Below are 18,200 nucleotides of genomic sequence, written 5' to 3'. Positions count from 1 at the left end.
TAGAGATGAACTAAAGCTTAATAAAAGCTTGCCATTTATTTCATCATGAAATAATATGGAGACATTTTATAAACTTTAAATCATCAAAATATTAGATTGTATTATTGGTAGATATACCCTAGTGTTTATTATAATTATATGGTTTGCCCATGTCAAAACGGCACTTTAAAGCGTTAATTACCAACACGCTTACTTTACTTTGATAAAAATATAAAACTCCGGCGGGTCGATATTAACCTTGCCTGTTGAACTCTCCTCGCGACCGCTGAGATATTTGAAAACATATAGCACCTGGAGGCTCTCATTTTCATCGGTAAAACTCATATCCGAGTGGCTAAGATTAGTTTTTCCTTTATTCCGGCTGTGAATCTTGAGCGCTACGTCATCAATGTTTTTGTCGTAAATCACTTTACCCTGCTCTGCTATTTTTAACCTTTTATCTTCCCGGTTATAGGATACTTCTAAGGGGCTGCTTTTTAGCAGGCTGCTATCCGACCGCTTGCCAAAACCAGCATTATAGAAGTACTCATAGCTCCCTATAGCGATCAGCATATTATCATTTTGCACATGGTAAGAAAAGTATTGTTCACCACCCACATTATAGTCCATCTCAAACCCGAAGGTGTTTTTCATGTTTTCAATCGTAAAGTCTTCTGGTAGGTATTTTAATTCCTCCAGACCATGATAGCGGTCAAAATATAGAATAATAGAACGTATATCGTTCTTATCAACTTCTGAGATGGTCTGAGGCGCCGGCGTAATGGCACCATTTTGCAGCATTTGGTTTTTTTGTAACAGGCGCTCGAACCTGGCATTTTGACTGTATTTTGAGACACTATAGGAACTCCAGGGACCTAACACCGTTAATATAGCGACAGCAGCCAAGAAAAATGCCAAGTAGACGTTTTTCTTTTCTTTACAGAACAGGAAATACAGCATGGAGCACGTAACCCAGATACCTGCCGCCACGACCAGATAACGGTTTTCCGTAATGCCGTAAGCATTGATCCGGATGCCCATTGCTACAAACATCATCACCAATAGGGGTAGAATTATTTTGGGTACAAACGATAGAAAGCTTCGTACCCACTGATTAGCGGGGCGTAACGGATAAATAATAAACATGACAAAGGTGCTAAGCAGCGCATACCAAAGGACCAGATGAGAAACCATCCCCACCGGCCACTGCCTGGTAATTAAAATTTTGGCGAAATACAGATAGAGTATCACCGTGTAGGCAGCAATGATGGGCATAACAATATAGAATAGCAAAGCCTTTAAAACTTTGGAATAATCTGTATCCGAAAGATCTGTACCGTAAGCCGGCACCTCCGATAACAAAAAGGCTGGGGCAAATAATCCCACAACAATCAGCCATAGATCTAAATAGAGTTTTTCAGGCAGGTTAAAAAGCAACCGGTCTATGGTAAATACCATAGCTGCCAGACCTAGAAACAACACAACGGCATAAAGGGCAGTAATTAAAAACTGCCTAATAAGTGCAACCACATATTGCTCATAACCCGGTTTCCCATCAAAGTACGGAATAAACGTAAAAACGCAATACAAGGCCAAAGTCAGCGAAATATAACGGGTAACCGGGACCATGCCCAAGTCAGGCAACAGGTAAAAATAATACAGCACCGGCACTGCGGCGGCAATGCCGTAAACTAGCAGCTTGACACCCAGTTTGATGTTCCGGGCGCGCTCAAAAAGCATTTTGAGGCAGAGTGACAAAGGAATACCCAGCGCCAGAGCCATCACCACCCGCCCAAGGATCTCTTCCAAGCCACTTTGCATGAAGTTGATATGGTTCATGGCAATCAGAATGACGGTGGCCGCTGCAGCCAGCAGAACGGCTTCAGGAAAACGTTTGAGGCTGGCAGCAAGCTTGTGCAGCACATCCTTGCCTAACGCAACAATCTTCAGACCCACTTGTACACCTCAATTCAAATTTTATTTTCGGTTCCGAATTTATATAAGATAGACGAGATTTTTGCAGCAGTCGTTCCCGGATTTAAAAAAGATTGGAGAGAATGCACCTACATTCTCTCCAATCTTTTTTCCGGGGTTATTTTTCAGCGCTTTCTACTATCTTGCGCAACTGGGCTTTTACATCGGCATCCAGGGGCTCCGGCTTATGCTCGTTTAAAATTTCCCTGGCTTTCTCAGCAGCACGCTGGGCGCAGTCCTTGCCACCGGCTTCAATTTCCCAAGTCTGCCGCATCCTCCTGTCAAAAATGCCTGCTCTGGATTGTTCCGCATGCATATAGTCAATGGTGTGTCTTTCGGTCAGGTAATGTTTTCCGCTGCCCCCACCCACTTTTTTAATCAGGTCAACTGCCAGGGTGGCATCGTTCACCTCAACACCTCTTACCACTCTTTTTACCATTTTCGCAATGTCATTATCTACAACCAGTTGAGCATAGCTAAAAGTAACCCCTAACTCCAGCATGCCCATGCCGTAAATCAAGTTAGCTCCTGCCAAGGCTGGTAAGATGGCAGTTATGGTTTTTTCATGGCCAGCTTGCACATCACAAACTTTACTGTCAGCCTAGGTACCTGCTACATAGCTGGGAAGCAGGTAGAATTGGGCCAATGCAGCAACACCGGCATTGCAGATGCCCAGTTCCGGCGAGCCTACGGGAGCAGTGGCATACTGCAGGTCAAAGGTAGTGGTGGAACTGCCGTAGATTACCGGCGCCCCTTTACATGTCAACTGGGATAATACGATACCTGTTAAAACTTCAGCGTTATGGACCACTAAAGTCCCGGCGATGGTGACGGGAGTAGTAGCGCCGGACATGGCCATGGATAAGACGTTCACCGGAATGCCTGCTCTGGCAAATTCAATAATAATCTCACAGCTCTCACGGTGCAGTTGAAGCGGGCTCTGTGGACATGTAAGCGCCGAAATAATGGGCCGCTTACGCAGTTCATCCATTCCGCCGACAATGGCTGCTGCCATTGCAATATATTTCTTGGCATTGGCGCCGCAGGTTAAATCGATGTGCTGGCAGTGCTTGGTGGTATTGGTCAAAAAGGCCTCCGCTTCATGAAGATCAACCGAAGACTTAGGGCAGTCCCTGGCTGACACTGCATGGGAATAAACGTCAACGCCGTCCAAATAATCGGCGACTAAAGCTGTCCCAGCCACATCCGCCTTTGTTGTGTTGCGCAGTTCACCTGTAAAAGCATCAACTATCTTGACACCGGCGCCAAAAGTGGTGAAATTAACCCTGCTGCCTTCCAAAACGCAATCGTTTTTAGGGTTGCGACCGGCCAGAGTGATCGTGCTGGGGGCCGACCTGATAGCTTCTTCAACCATATAAGGGTGAATCCTCACCACGTGACTGCTGCGGTCCACAATCGCCCCGCCATCTTCAAAAATGTCCAGTGCTTCCTCGGATCCCACATGAACCCCTTCCTGCCATAAAACCTCCAGGGTGGCAAAATGAATTTGCTGGAGCTCCTCCTGCGTAAACATGTTAATACTAAATCCTTCTTTTTTAGGGTAGTGTGCCCTTGCACCCCTTATTACCATGTTCATTCACTCCTCCTTTCGATTTCAATGTAAAAGTTCCGGCAATAACAGCTTTTTTCACCCCTTTGGGGTTTGCCACCACCTCCCCGCGCCTGGTTTTTTCCGCTTGTATGGCGGATAAAAATTGCCTTCTGGCAAGATAAGCAGCTTCGCCTGCGTCAATTGAACAGATATCCGCCCCGATTTCCTGCGCAAAAACATCGGTAACAGGCAGGCCGCCAATCATGATCAGCAGCTCATTCCTCAGCCCCGCCCCTTCCAAAGCTTTAATTACATCCCTGATGCCGCCCATGGTGGTAGTCATGGTAGCAGAAATACCTAACACATGGGGCCGGTATTCCCTGACTGCGTTGACAAATTCCTCTTCACCAACATCCCTGCCCAGGTCGTAAACCTCAAAACCTTCCCGCTCCAGCATTGCTTTAACCATATTTTTGCCTAGGTCATGTAAATCGCCCTTAACGGTGCCGATTAATGCCCTTCCTCCTATAAAGCCGCCGGTTGCCGTTGTCAGCCTGGGCCTTAGGACCTCCAGCCCTGCATTCATCGCCCTTGCCGCAAGGAGCACGTGAGGAATGTAAATTTCGTTGTTTTTGTATTTTTCTCCCACTATCTCCATCCCGCATAAAAGGCCGCTTTTTAAGATTTCCTCCGGGTGATATCCGTTGTCCAAGGCGGTTTGGACGCTGGCGATGACATTGCCGGCATCACCATTTTCCAAGTAACCGCTAATTTCCCGCAAAATATCCATGTCCGGCAACTACCTCCTTATTTAACCCATCCGACTACCTCCGTTTACACCACAAATGTTTTTACTATTTATAATTTTAAAAAAAAACAAAATTCAGGTCTTGCAATTATTTTAGCTGTTTTATAATTTTTTGCCTTTTTGGCTCAGTCCCCATTTTGTTTCCATTTTCGGGGGGAAACGCCTTCATACTTTTTAAAGATATTCGTAAAGTAGCTCTGGTCGTTAAATCCCACCATTTGTGCAATCTCCACCAGTGGCAGTCCCTTTTTTAAAAGTTCTTTGCTGGCTTCTATCCTTACCCTGTTTAAATATTCGCTATAAGACCTGCCCGTTTCTTCTTTAAACAATTTGCTGAAGTAGGCGGCGCTCAGGCCCACCTCCCCCGCTACAGCCTCCAGACAAATCTGGCTGTAATTCTCCCGGATGTAACTCATGGCTTTAAAAATGACGTTGCGGTTCTTAATATTAACCACAGGAAAAGTACAATCGATAAACCAGTCAATGGCTTTTGTCAGTTCCACCGAAAGCTCGTTAATATCAGTAGAGTCAAAAATCCTCCTGAGCTGCAAATATTCCGCTCCGAAAAGGATTTCCAAATCAACGCCCACCTCAAGGGCGGCCCGTGCTAAAACCACCATCAAACTGACGGCAACCAACTTGACAAGCTCAAATCTATTGTAAAAAAACATGTAACCGATAATATCGTTTAAAATCTCTTTCGCACCCTGCCTGTCGCCCAGCCGAACCTTAGCTATCAGCTCCTTTTCCCTTTCAAAGGGATATGGTTTTCCTGCACCCTCCCCGATCTTATGGGTAAATATCTCCTTTTTTAAATTCTGGATAACCCTGGCCACGTTAGCATTGATATTAGCCCTGTTACGCTTGCCCTCCAAAAACACGTCGGTCGCTCTCAGGCTTTTGGCCGCCAGCATTAACAGCCCGGCCAGATGGTTTACCCGCACCGGGTCAAATACCTGCAGTTCGTTCAGGGTCGTTCCAACATGGTGAAAATTTGTGCCGAGCTGAGGAAGCTGGCGAATAATTTCCTCAACCAACAGACTGTCAACCTTATGGAGTAAAACGGGGCCGCCCACCAGAAAAAATACAACCTCATTATTGCCCATCACCGGTACCGTCCAGTTCACTAAACCATAGGGACAAAAATAAATATAGGCATCGCCTAATTTTTCCGACTGCAGCCCCCCGTAAATATAAGACTTTTTGCAGCTTTTTTTCTGATCGTACTGCTGCACCAGCCGGCAAAAGGAGGAGCGTTTCCCGTAATCACCGCCGGTGATGATTTCTCCCTCCAGGTTAAAGGCAGCACAATTGGTACCGGTAGCGATTTTATAGGTCTCCACTATGCCCCGTATTTCTTCTTCCGTCGGAACCCTGAACTGCTCCATGCAACCCCCTCCTACCCAAGTTTTCTGTTATAAATTCCCGCCCCTTAATTACTCTATTTCTGTATACTGAATTCAATAACCTAAAGTAAAATCCTTCCAGGTAAATATTAACAAAAACTAAAAAAGCTTCGGATAACCGAAGCGCTTTAGCACTATTTCCACATCTTTTCTATTTTTACTCCTTTAAAGAAATACATTACAATATCCTCCGCCTTTTTGCCCTGCTCCGCCAGGGCCCTGGCTCCCCACTGGCTCATCCCGACTCCGTGTCCGTAGCCTTTGCCGTGGATCACCAGGTTGCCGTTTTTAATGGCAAAGGTGTCGATGAGGGTAGAGCGCATCTGATCGTTGCCCAGCTCCAAACGAAGAGCGGGAGCTCCCAGCGTCACGTGCCCGATTTTAACCTTGGTCGCCCTGCCCGAGGGCCCTTTTTCCACTATGGCGGCGCTGGTGGCCTTTCCTATATCCCGGCCGGTCAGTTTCTTTACCGCTGCTCTAACTTGGGAAAGAGGAAAAGTTGCGGTCCAGGACTTGTTTTCCGGCACCGTAATCGCAAAGCCCGGGTCTTTTACGCTGTGGATGTAGGGTGTCTTTTCTTTAAAATAGCCTAACCCTTCCGCTGCCGAAGCCGAAGTTTGGCCACCGCCGTCAGCGAAAAACCAGGCGTTGATGTAGCGCCCGCGGTAGGTGACTACTTCCCCCCGGGTCCGTTGCACGGCATTCCTGACCTTGTCGTTGATCTTTTGGGGATCGTAGGCCTGAAATTCTTCCACGCTGGTTGAAGCATCGGTACCGCGCGCCTTAACCCCACCTTCCTGAATTTTCTTCAAGGTAAATGTCCTTGCCAAAATCGCCTGGGCTGCCAGCGCCTCATCAGGCCAAGTGGGGTCCATTTCCGCAGCAACTACGCCCTGCAGGTACTCCTCAAGCTTAATTTTCTTTTTTTCCCCTGTCTCGTTTACATATAGGGAGATGGTCGGTTCCTTCCTTATCCGGCCAAAGTCGTCTCCGTTTGGTCCGGGGCGCCCTGCCGGGCCGGGGCAAGCCGTTAAAAGCAACATTACCAGTAAAAGCAAACAACCGTAAAGCAGCCTTTGCTGATTGAATTTATACATTTTGTTCCCTCCAGCTTTAACGTTACAATTTTGATCTTATTCTTAGCCGGGAGGGAGTTTTTTATCCATGCCGCTCGGTCGGACAGAGGTCACTTACGGTCAAACTCTGCGCAGAGCGCTCTATGGCTCGTCATAGCGTTTTTCAGGCTAAGTCTTTGTTTTGTTCTCTGATCAGCTCGTAAAGGTCTTTGGCCTCATTAGCCTTAACAACTTCCGGAGTGGCAAGAATTTTTACCTCCAGCACCTTTACTCCCAAATCAATGGTCAAAATATCGCCGGCATTTACTTCAGAACCCGCTTTGGCAGCCCTGCCGTTCAGCATTACCCTGCCGCTGTCGCACACTTCCTTGGCCACAGTCCTTCTTTTGATAATCCGGGAATTTTTCAAATATTTATCCAGTCGCATAAACCCTCCTGTTTACCGCATCCCGGGCCCTGGTCCCGGGGTTATAACGAAGCAGCAGAAAGCAAAATCAGGTTCACACCTGAACCTGATTGTACTTGCGCAGCTTTATTTACTAACAGCGTCTTTCAATGCCTTGCCGGGCTTGAAAGCAGGAACTTTTGTTGCCGGAATGCTGATTTCTTCCCCTGTTTTCGGGTTGCGGCCGGTGCGGGAAGCGCGCTCGCGTACCTCAAAAGTCCCAAAACCAACTAACTGGACCTTATCCCCCTTTGCCAGGGCTTCTTCGATGCTGGCAAAAATTGCATTAACAGCTTTTTCAGCATCCTTCTTGGTAAATTCGGCTTTTTCTGCCACGCTGCTAACCAGGTCCGTCTTATTCAACTGAATCCCTCCTAATAAAAATAGACTCATGATTCAACATACTATCTAAGCTAAATTCGCTACTATCCTACAATCTCCTGCTTTTTGCTCTGATTCAGGTGAAAAATTTTCCACTTTCTTAGCGATTTTTGGCTTCTTCCCAAAGCTTGTCCATTTCCTCCAGCGACATCTCTCTCAATTCTTTGCCCTTAAGCCTTGCCTGTTGCTCAATAAAGCGGAAACGCTTCACAAATTTGGCCACAGTTTTCTGTAACGCCTCTTCGGGATCAATATGGAGAAAGCGGCTGATATTGACTGCAGCAAACAGGATATCACCCATTTCTTCTTCCGTATGTTTAAATTCTTTTTTTGCCAGGGCCTCCTTTAATTCCTTGATTTCCTCATGAAACTTCGCCCAAGGTCCTTCTATGTCAGGCCAATCAAAACCAACTTTGGCAGCCCGGTTCTGAACTTTTTCAGCCCGATAGAGGGCCGGCAGGCCCCGTGGAATATCCATCACCGTTTTTAAGCCGCTGTTCTCCTTTTCCTGCCTTTTAATCTCATCCCAGTTGGCCAAAACCTGGGTGGAATTATCCACCCGGATGTCACCAAAAACATGGGGATGACGGCGAATCATTTTTTCCGTTATTCCTGCTATTACATCATTGATGTTGAAGTATCCGGAACAGCTTGCCAACTCCGCATGGAAAACTATTTGCAATAGTAAGTCTCCCAATTCATCGCATAATTTATACATATCCCGGTCTTCTATAGCCTCAATAACTTCGTAACATTCCTCAATCAAATAGCGCTTTAAAGAGTCATGGGTTTGTTCCCTGTCCCAAGGGCAACCGTTTTCGCCCAAAAGCTCCTGCATCACATCGACCAGCGGGTCCAGCGGGAAGCCTGCTGTACCCTGTCTTTGCTGTGCCGGCGGAACGTAAAGGCTGGTCAGGTGATCAATCCAGTCAATCCGGTCCAGCTGGAAAAGGGGTATTGTTTCCATGCGCTCCAGCCTGCTAACACCGGCGCCCCGGACCAATTTAACCAAATGATCGTCAGGATAAACCTCCATCAGTGTCAACTTGACATCCGACGCGATTTGCCGGTTGTAGAGCTGAGTCAATATTAAACCCACCGCCGGAACCAGTTCCTCGCTCTTTAACAGCAGGGCATCTTTGACCAACATGCCGGCAGTGGGGTCCAAATGCAAAGCTGCATAAACAGCATCCAGGCAGCTCATAGCAGGCAGTACTTCCGTTTCCACACCCTCCCGGGAAGCGGCCTGTAACAGAAGCGGCACGGTACTCTCGGCTACCAGGGGATGTCCCGGAACAGCATAGATGACCTGCGGGTACTTGGCGGCAGCGGCTATTAGCTTGTCCACTATAGTCTGGTATACTTCTTCAAAGGTTGGGAGCTGTTCGTAAAGATAATCAAAAGAAGCAAACTTAATCCCCTGTCCTTGCAGTTCCTCTACGGCGGGGTGTTTGGCCGTCCGCACCAGTATGTATTCGGCTTTTTTCAGCAATTCCAAATTCTGGGCCGGAATCAGACCTACCCCCCCGGGGCCTAAACCCAGCACAACTATTTTTCCTTTAAGCATTTTTTCACCTCAAAAGACGTATTTTCTGCAAAAAACTTGCCACCTTTTTACCGACACCGGGGACCATGGCAACATCCTCGACGGTAAGCCCCCCCAGCATGAGGAGGCTAAAGAAAAAAATGAAGATCCCAGCAAAAACAGCAGCTAAAGTAGCAAAACTTCCTGGGACAAAACCAAGGCTAAATTGGTACAGATGTTTAATCGCCACAGCCATTAAACCGGTAGCTAATCCCGGCAAAAAGAGACTATCCATAGCTGCAAGTTTCAAACCTATCAATTGGCGTAAAGCAAAGAAATTGAGCAAAAATGCCAAGAAAAAGGCACTGACAGTGGCAATGGCGGCACCCCTGACATCTACTCCCGGAATTGCCGTGAGATAATAATTCAAAAAACTCTTCAAAACCAAACCAATAAGCAGGTTAGTAACCGGGATAAATGTTTTGCTTAAGCCCTGCAAAGCGCCGGAGGTAGTCTGGTACAAACCCAGAAAAAGAATTCCCGGCGCAAGATAGGCGAGAGGGATACCCACCTCGGCTACGTCGTAGAGCAGCACGCTGATAGGCTTGGCCAGCACAGCTAAACCAGCTGCAGCAGGCAGACATAACAGGATTGTAATGCGCAGGCTGGCGGCGATGCGGGAAATGGCTTGCGGGCGCCGCCTTTTAGCCACAGCCTCAGAGACAGCGGGAACTAAACTAACTGCTAAAGAAATAGTAATAATTGTGGGGAGATTAATCAAGCTGCCTGCCATGCCCGTTAATTGGCCAAACAATTCGGTAGCTCTGGAAGCCGTCATTCCCGCAGCTTGCAGCCTAATGGGCACAATCAATGCATCCACCACCTGCATCATCGGCATTACTAAACCCCCGACCGATAAAGGCAATGCTATTTTAATTATCCTGGAAACCAAGCTCCAGGTTGATTCCTCCTGGAATCTACGGAAGCCCTCGCCCCCTCTTCTTTGAGGCATTCTTAAGAAGAATACGGCCAAAACCACGAGCGCTGCGGCTCCACCGGTTACAGCCCCGAAGGTTGCAGCTCCGGCTGCCAATTCGATGCCGTAGGGCAAAAGCACAATAGCTCCGGTTAAAACTGTGGTTACCCTTGCTAATTGCTCTACGACCTGAGAAACAGCTGTAGGCACCATCACCTGGTAGCCCTGGAAATAACCCCGGAAAGCAGACACCACCGCCGTGAAAAAAATAGCAGGGGCAATAGCGGCTATGGGATACAATGCCCGGGGCTCCTGTAGCACAATATGAGCCAAAAAACTCGCGCCGGAAAAAACCAGGTAGGCGAAGATCAATCCGGTTAAAGACAACAAGGCTAAAGAAACTGTAAATACCCTCTTGGCACCCCTGTAATCCCCGTTCGCCAGTTTTTCCGCCACTAAAATCGAAATGGCCACCGGAATACCCGCTGTAGACAGAGCAAGGATGCTGGTATAGATAGGATAGGCCATCTGGTAGAGCCCCATACCCTCGCCGCCTAAGATCCGGGCCAGGGGAATGCGGTATAAAGCGCCCAACAATTTGCTAACCATGCCTGCAACACTAAGTATAATCGCTCCCTGTAAGAACCTTTCTCCCGTCACCTCGAGACCCTCTCCCACCCATGGCTTTATGTTTCTATATTATACCAGCAAATGCTATTTTAGTATTGTTTTTGTTAATTGCAATAATTCGTTTAGAGGTTGCCGGAGAGTCAGGGGACGGTTCCTTGACTCATGTTGTTGCGAAGAGTGAGTCAGAGAACCGTCCCCTGACTCACTTTCTACTGCAGCAAAAAGAAAAGAGCGCCTATGCGCCCTTATTGTTCCATTTGTTTTGCTAAAAATCCTGCAGCAGTTTCCGCCAGTTTAACCTCCATGTCACCCATGCGTACATTTGGTTCCTTAGAACATAAAATTACTGCACCAATCGGATCTCCTTCGGCAATAATCGGAGCAATAACTTCAGAACTAAATTTGCATTCCTCACCGTTTTCCATGGGGCCACAGCCTTTGCACAGTACGTGCTGGCCGGGTTCATTGATAAGCACGGTCTTACGCTCTTCCATTACTTTTTCCACTGCAGCACTGATAGGTTTATTTAAAAATTCTTTCTTCGGAGCCCCCGCCACTGCTATAATACTATCGCGGTCAGAAATACAAGCTATATGACCAATTGCTTCGTATAACGAATCAGCATATTCTTTAGCAAAATCTCCCAATTCACCAATCGGAGAGTATTTCTTTAGAATTACCTCTCCTTCACGATCCACGAAGATCTCAAGAGGGTCACCTTCGCGGATGCGCAAGGTCCTGCGTATCTCTTTGGGGATAACAACTCTACCTAAATCATCAATACGCCTCACAATACCGGTTGCCTTCATGAACTTTATCCCTCCTTTTTGCCTAAAATTCTGGTGAGTCAGTTTTCATTGTTAGTATATATCAGCACAGGAGAGATTATTCATTTTTTTCCATAATGACGCAAAAAAAGTTAATTTTTGTACTTGTCCTTGTAAAATTAGGTTCTTGCGTCATTTTTTAGGGACATACTCTTGTATGTCCCTAAAATACTTACTCTTTTTTCTTGTCTATATTACCCTGGGTGGCCTCAGTTTTTTTAGCTTCTTCTTCCAGCTTGTTTTCTATTTTAGCTTTCTTCATGAGTTCGCTTAAATATTCTTGCCACTTCTGCCCTTTTTTATCCGCAGTTAACTTGGCAATCAAGTCTTCTTTCAGCTGTTCAAAAGTATCTTTGCGGTCCTCTACTTTAATTACATGAAATCCAAACGGGCTCTTGACCGGTTCCGCGCCGACCGTTCCCTTGGCAATTTTAAGGGCTCCTTCAGTAAATTCAGGCACATACATGCTGTCAGATTTGGAGAAGTAACCCTCCAACGCCCCTCCGGTGGTTTTAGCCATGGGCTCATCAGATTCCTTTTTAGCCAGCTCCGCAAAGTCAGCCCCGTCCTGAAGCCGCGCAATCAGCTCTTTCGCTTTAGCCTCAGCTTTTTTAACCTGTTCCGGGGTAGCCTCTCCTTCTTTAGCCTCTACCAGAATATGGCTTACTTTGACCTGAACCAGGTCCTCTTTATTTTTCGCAAAGTAATCTTTGGCTTCTTCCTCAGTAACTTTCACGTCTGCGGTTACTTTTTTGTACAGCTCATCAGCTGTAAGCCCAAAAAGGATGTATTTTGTAAGTTTTTCTTCATTGGTCTTTTGGGCTTCCAGCATCTTTTTAAATGCTTCCTCCCCATATGCCTTTTTCATCTGATCTAGCTGTTCCTTGGCCTTCTTGGGCTCAACTTTGATCCCCTGTTTCTCTGCGTCCTGGGTAATCACCGCTTCCTGAATCATCTGGTTCAATACTTCCTGCTCAAGCATTTTAAGAATTACTTTGCCCTGCTCGCCGTCAAACTTCATACCCTGGAGTTCCATGGCGGCTTTGGCGCCCTCCATTTTTTCATTAAACTCTTGCCGGGTGATGTCCTGCCCGTTTACCGTGGCTACCACATCTTTTTTCTTTCCACAGCCGGCAAGAACAAAAATAACAACTACCAATATAGCGCATACTTTCCATAGATTGCGCAGCTTCCTCACGGCTTCACGACCTTTCTCCTCTTTGAAATAAATGAACTGTGCGCTTGCACTAAACTAAATTCAATTATAGCAGTCAGGCGAAAGCTTAAGCAAGGCTTTTAATCTTTCTGAAAATACTTACCAGCAGGTTTAACAGGTTTTCGTGCTCTCTCGGACTGATCTTCACCGTTATGGTGAGCCCCTCCGATACGGCGAAAGTGAGCCTGCGCCTGAATTCACGGTCTAACTCCAAGAGCTTCTCCCCTCCCAGCGGGCTTTCACGGAATTCTAATTTAGCCTCGTTCTTTTTGGCTTTAATTGCTTTCGCCCCTGTCTGTTTAGCCAAAGTGCGCAAAACCGCAATTTGGGCCAGGTTAACTACCGGTTGAGGGGGATCGCCAAACCTGTCAATCAGCTCATCAATAATCTCCTGTACTTCCTCTTCGCTGCCCGCTTCTCCCAAGCGCTGGTAAAACTCCATTTTAATACCCGAGTTGCCAATATAGGCATCGCTGATGTAAGCATTAACATCAATATCAAGTACCGGCTGGACCTCAGTTCGGGCTTTTGTAGCCCCTTTAAGCTGGGCCACAGCCTCCTCCAGCAGGCGACAGTACAAGTCAAAGCCAACTGCCAGCATATGTCCATGCTGCTCCGGCCCCAGGAGGTTGCCTGCACCCCTGATTTCCAAATCCCGCATGGCAATTTTAAAACCGGAACCAAACTCGGTAAACTCCCTAATAGCCCTTAACCTCTTTTCCGCCACAGGATTTAAAACCTTGTCCGGGCGATAGGTAAAATAGGCATAAGCCAACCTGTTGCTCCGGCCAACCCTGCCTCTTAGCTGGTAAAGCTGGGCCAAGCCCAGATGATCAGCCTCATCCACGATCAATGTATTAACATTGCTTATATCCAGGCCATTTTCCACAATGGTGGTGCATAGCAGTACGTCGTATTCCCCTTCTATAAAGCCAAGCATGGCTTCTTCCAGTTCATCTTCTTTCATTTGTCCGTGGGCAATGGCAATCCTGGCGTTTGGTACCAACTGTTGCAAGAAACTAGCCACCCGGTCCAGATCAGCAATCCGGTTATGGATAAAGTATACTTGCCCGCCCCGGTTCAGTTCCCGCCTGATGGCATCCCGGATCAACTCGGGACTGTACTCTACTACGTAAGTTTGCACAGGGTAACGCTCCTCCGGCGGGGTCTCGATAATACTCATATCCCGGGTGCCGGCAAGGGACATATGGAGCGTCCTGGGTATGGGCGTAGCAGTCAAGGTCAATACATCGACGCTTTCCCTTATCTGTTTTAAACGTTCCTTGTGGGCTACTCCGAACCTCTGCTCCTCATCGACAATCACCAGGCCCAGATCTTTGAACTTTACATCGGAAGAAAGCAGGCGATGGGTTCCTATGACTACATCTATACTGCCATCTTTTAATCCTTGCAGCACCGCTTGCTGTTCTTTTGGGCTTTTAAAACGGTTTAACAATCCTATTTTGATAGGATAATTGCTGAAGCGCTGGGAAAAAGTGTTGTAGTGCTGCTGTGCTAAAACAGTGGTAGGCACAAGCACAGCCACCTGCTTGGAATCCATGGTGGCTTTAAATGCAGCCCGGAGAGCTACTTCTGTTTTGCCGTAGCCTACATCACCCACCAGCAACCTATCCATGGGCTTTGGCTTTTCCATATCCTTTTTGACATCGATAATAGCTTGGAGCTGATCGGGGGTTTCCGTATAGGGAAAGGCCTCTTCAAATTCTTTCTGCCAAACTGTATCGGGAGAAAAAGCAAAGCCAACGGACGCTTCCCGGGCTGCATAGAGCTGCAACAGCTCTTTGGCCATATCCTGCACAGAGGCTTTAACCCTGCTTTTCACCTTGTTCCATTCGTTGCCGCCTAACTTGTTCAGCTTGGGAACGTGTCCTTCCGCCCCAATGTACTTTTGAATCAGCTCAACTTGGTCCGTGGGGATGTATAACTTATCCTCCCCGGAATACTGGATAAGCAAGTAATCTTTGTACACCCCGCCTACCTCTAACTGCTCTATACCCAGATAGCGCCCAATGCCATGATGGACATGGACCACATAATCCCCTACTTTTAAATCGCTGAAAACACCGATTTTGCTGCCCTCTTTAAAAGCCTGACGGGGTTTTTTGCGCTTGCGCTGCCCGAATACCTCCTGCTCGGTGACCAGCACAAGCTTTAAATCAGGGTATTCAAAGCCTTGGAGCAAAGCCCCCACAGTTATAGTTACCCCTGGGCCGGGCCGTTTGTCCAGTCCGGGAATAACAGCAGCTTCAATACGGTGATCAGACAAAAGTCCTTGTAAAAATTTAGCCCTCTCCTGGTTGCTCACCATAAATACTATTTTGTATTTGTTTTTCTTCCAAAGCTCAACCTCTTCCGCCAAAAGATTAAACTTGCTCATAAAAGGATGCATGGTTTTGGTGTTGACACTTAAGATGTTTTGAGGCTGGACACCGCTTAATTTTTGCGGCAAGGCGCTGAAGTAACAAGCCTGGAATTTTCCTACAATCTCAGGAAAGCTGCTTACCGCAGCGTAAATTTTGGCCTGGGAGGGCAGCACCGCTCCGGCCTCGGTTAAATCCGCAAAAGATTCTGCCCTTTCAAGTTCAGCCCGTTCCATGCTTTCCATTACCCGGTTGATTTCATCCACAATGATTAAGGGTTTGCGCCGGAAATAGTCACTAATTGACTGCTGCTCAGGATAAAAAAAAGGCTGAAATCTCTCCAAACTTTCCGTCCACAAGTCCTGGGCCAGTTTCTCCAAATCGCCGGAAATCTTGGCGTCCAGGTTATCCACAGCTTCTTTTTTCTGCAGTTTCTCCAGGCGTTTGCGCGTCACGGCCCATTCTTTCTCTATTAATTGCTGTCCCAAAGCTTTTGCTTCGGAAGTCAAGAGCAACTCACGGGCAGGAGTCAGTGTAATGCTTTCTATTTCTGCAATTGAACGCTGGCTTTCCAGGTCAAAATAGCGGATAGAGTCAATTTCATCATCAAAAAACTCTATTCTTACGGGACTCACTTCAGTCAAAAGATAAAGATCAATCAGCCCACCCCTAACTGAAAATTGACCCGGAGCTTCAACCAGATCGACCCGCTCAAAACCAAGCCGGGAAATCTTATCCAGCAGCAATTCCCACTGGACCACATCTCCCTGTTTTAAGCTGAAAAAACTTCCCGCCAGGACCTGTTTAGGAATAAGTTGCTGCAATATAGCCTCACCGGTAGTTACCAGACAGGTAAGGCTCCCGTTTAGAATCTTGGCCATCACATTTAAGCGCCTGGCCTGGATCTCGTTGCTGTGGGCAAAAACCTGATAAGGCAGCATTTCCCGCGGAGGAAAGTAATCCACCCTTTCCGGCAAAAAGATGGCCAGCTCGGCAGCCAGCCCCCTGGCTGTCTCAGCATCCGGTGCTATCACTAAGAGCGGCTCTTTGGCCGCCAGTGCAATAGCCCCAATCCAGAAACTTTTTTGAGAACTGACCAAACCGTATACCACCTGGCTCTTCAGCCCTCGCTCCAGTCCCTCCAACATATTTTTAAACTGTTGGTCCTCGTATAACATTTCTAACAGTCCCCGGTGGTAAACCATAAATACCTCCACTGCATGTCTAATGCATGTTAGCCAAAAGCCTCCGGCCTTCAGCTTTAATTTGTGAAAATTTTCCTGAGAGAAACGGGTCCCTCTCCAGCAGGGAAACGCCAAAAGATGGACGCCCCAAAGGACCCCCACTAGTAGCTTTAAGCTCTCAGCCAACAGCCGTCAGCCATTGGCCCCCTAATAATCATACCTCACAATTAATAAAAGCTTACCATACTCTACGGCCTTTGAACAGTACAATAGGCTGATAGCTAATAGCTGGCAGCTGATAGCTAATGTTGTCGGCGCCGCGCCAGCAATACCACTGCAGCGTTCCACAGCATGTGAACAACCATGGCCGCCGCAACTCCCAGCCAAATATTTCCCGAAGCCAACCAAACGGTTTGGGTCAGCCAGCCATAGATACCATGGCTGATTAGCCCTGAGAGGCCCGCCGGCAAGTCATCCCTGCCGGGACGTAAGACATCAAAAATCCCCTCCGCTAACCCGAAAAGCAAATGGGATATAAATAAAGAAGTACCCAGTAAAAGGGCTAAGCCCGTTTTTAATGACTCCTCAACCAGGGGAGCAGCCAGCCAAATGGCCTCCTTTCCCCACCTGGCAATTAAAAACGAGTTGAAAAGCCATGCAAGTACGGCAGCAAGTGTACCAGATAGCAACTCTATGGTAATACCTCCATTCGCTCGGGTCATCAGTCCCCGGTAGCGACCTGCGGTCGCGTCTTTAGTCCTTAGTCGTTAGTCCTTAGTTGCATGTATGGCTTTTGTGGACTTATAAAACCATTAGCCACTAGTCATTAGCAATTATCAAGCCAGCAGGGAATTGCTGATAGCTGAGAGCTGATGGCTGACAGCTGTAGCTGACGACGTCGCAGCTTTCTGATAACTGAACAAGACCGCAGCCCTGAAGCTTTCTCGAAAATAGCTATAACGTCTATGTCCTGTCGCTCCCGTTGTCCGAATTAAGAGTACCATCTGCTCAGCTTTTGGCTTTCAGCGGCCCGCGGTGACGCGACGTCCTGTCGCTCCACCGCTCTACGGACGTCCTGTCCTCCGGCCACTTTCAGCCATCAGCTTCCCAGGGTACTATAAAATTCGGACAAAGGTCGCTTCCACGGACATAATCGTTGACCTAATTTTCACTGTACTGCTGGTGCTGCGACAGCAGCATTGGTGTCTACCTAGCAGTTGTACTTATTCATCGCAGCCTCCACCCCGTCTGCAAAGACAGCTAATGCTGCCTCTGCTGCTTTAGGCAACAGCTCCCTCAGGACCTCCCATTCCGCCTCGGAGAAAGGGCTAAGCACAAAATCCGCAGCCTGTGAGCCTAGAGGCGGTCGGCCAATGCCCAGCCTTATCCTTTTTAACTGTTCGGTACCGAGCAGTTGAATGATGTTAGCCATACCTTTCTGTCCGCCGGCGCTGCCGCTGGCGCGGATCCGCAGCCTGCCCACCGCAAGGTCCATATCGTCGTAAATTACCAGTATATCTTCAGCGCCTAGCTTGTACCATTGTACCACCGACCGGACAGCCTGGCCGCTCAAATTCATATAGGTTTGCGGTTTACAGAGCAAAATTTTTTCACCGTTTAAGCTGCCTTCGGCTATCAGAGCCTCATGCTTGGAACTTTTAAAATCAATACCCAGTTTATCAGCGATAAGGTCTGCTGCCATAAAGCCCACGTTATGCCTGGTGGTTTCATAACGGGGACCGGGATTGCCCAAACCAACAATCAGTTTCATCGTACCCCCACTTTCTGTACCTGAAAAAGCTAATCTCTCAACTCTCCCTAATATTCTGCCCGAAAAGCT

Annotated in this window: 13 protein-coding genes and 1 pseudogene; all 14 read right to left on the bottom strand. The window is 47.5% G+C overall.

Going from position 1 to position 18,200, the window contains the following annotated elements:
* Positions 1-189 precede the first annotated feature (189 nt).
* Positions 190-1,935: a DUF4153 domain-containing protein gene (locus tag EYS13_RS14130; protein WP_227764005.1), complete on the bottom strand. Its 1,746-nt coding sequence runs from the start codon at positions 1,933-1,935 to the stop codon at positions 190-192.
* Positions 1,936-2,071: 136 nt separating this feature from the next.
* Positions 2,072-3,487, bottom strand: a pseudogene (gene mttB, locus EYS13_RS14125) ([trimethylamine--corrinoid protein] Co-methyltransferase).
* A 22-nt stretch (positions 3,488-3,509) separates the two neighbouring features.
* A complete protein-coding gene (locus tag EYS13_RS14120) occupies positions 3,510-4,295 on the bottom strand; it encodes a cobalamin B12-binding domain-containing protein (RefSeq protein WP_227764002.1) in 786 nt (261 codons plus the stop codon).
* Positions 4,296-4,438: 143 nt separating this feature from the next.
* On the bottom strand, positions 4,439-5,701 hold the full coding sequence (locus EYS13_RS14115; RefSeq protein WP_227764000.1) for a PocR ligand-binding domain-containing protein: 1,263 nt from the start codon (positions 5,699-5,701) through the stop codon (positions 4,439-4,441).
* 152 nt (positions 5,702-5,853) lie between these two features.
* Complete coding sequence (locus EYS13_RS14110) at positions 5,854-6,816, bottom strand: SpoIID/LytB domain-containing protein (RefSeq protein ID WP_227763999.1); 963 nt, start codon at positions 6,814-6,816, stop codon at positions 5,854-5,856.
* A 142-nt stretch (positions 6,817-6,958) separates the two neighbouring features.
* Positions 6,959-7,222, bottom strand: a complete 264-nt coding sequence (locus EYS13_RS14105; RefSeq protein WP_227763996.1) for an RNA-binding S4 domain-containing protein — start codon at positions 7,220-7,222, stop codon at positions 6,959-6,961.
* A 105-nt stretch (positions 7,223-7,327) separates the two neighbouring features.
* Positions 7,328-7,603 (bottom strand): HU family DNA-binding protein, encoded by a 276-nt coding sequence (locus EYS13_RS14100; RefSeq protein ID WP_227763994.1) that lies wholly within the window; start codon positions 7,601-7,603, stop codon positions 7,328-7,330.
* A gap of 118 nt (positions 7,604-7,721) precedes the next feature.
* Positions 7,722-9,188, bottom strand: coding sequence for a bifunctional methyltransferase/pyrophosphohydrolase YabN (gene yabN, locus EYS13_RS14095; RefSeq protein ID WP_227763991.1), 1,467 nt, complete (start codon positions 9,186-9,188; stop codon positions 7,722-7,724).
* Positions 9,189-9,192: 4 nt separating this feature from the next.
* A complete protein-coding gene (locus EYS13_RS14090) occupies positions 9,193-10,782 on the bottom strand; it encodes a putative polysaccharide biosynthesis protein (protein WP_227763989.1) in 1,590 nt (529 codons plus the stop codon).
* Positions 10,783-10,997: 215 nt separating this feature from the next.
* The gene (gene spoVT / locus EYS13_RS14085) at positions 10,998-11,561 is read right to left on the bottom strand and encodes a stage V sporulation protein T (RefSeq protein ID WP_227763986.1); all 564 of its coding nucleotides are present in this window, start codon (positions 11,559-11,561) and stop codon (positions 10,998-11,000) included.
* 190 nt (positions 11,562-11,751) lie between these two features.
* Entirely contained in the window at positions 11,752-12,777 is a 1,026-nt protein-coding gene (locus tag EYS13_RS14080) for a peptidylprolyl isomerase (RefSeq protein ID WP_227763984.1), read from the bottom strand.
* Positions 12,778-12,862: 85 nt separating this feature from the next.
* A complete protein-coding gene (mfd, locus tag EYS13_RS14075) occupies positions 12,863-16,381 on the bottom strand; it encodes a transcription-repair coupling factor (protein ID WP_227763983.1) in 3,519 nt (1,172 codons plus the stop codon).
* A gap of 281 nt (positions 16,382-16,662) precedes the next feature.
* Entirely contained in the window at positions 16,663-17,082 is a 420-nt protein-coding gene (locus EYS13_RS14070; protein ID WP_227763981.1) for a hypothetical protein, read from the bottom strand.
* A gap of 488 nt (positions 17,083-17,570) precedes the next feature.
* On the bottom strand, positions 17,571-18,131 hold the full coding sequence (gene pth / locus EYS13_RS14065) for an aminoacyl-tRNA hydrolase (protein ID WP_227763979.1): 561 nt from the start codon (positions 18,129-18,131) through the stop codon (positions 17,571-17,573).
* Positions 18,132-18,200 lie beyond the last annotated feature (69 nt).

Source organism: Zhaonella formicivorans (genome assembly GCF_004353525.1).
Taxonomy (GTDB): domain Bacteria; phylum Bacillota; class DUOV01; order DUOV01; family Zhaonellaceae; genus Zhaonella; species Zhaonella formicivorans.
The sequence above is the reverse complement of the archived record's forward strand: the minus strand, read 5'-3'. Positions and strand labels throughout refer to the sequence as shown.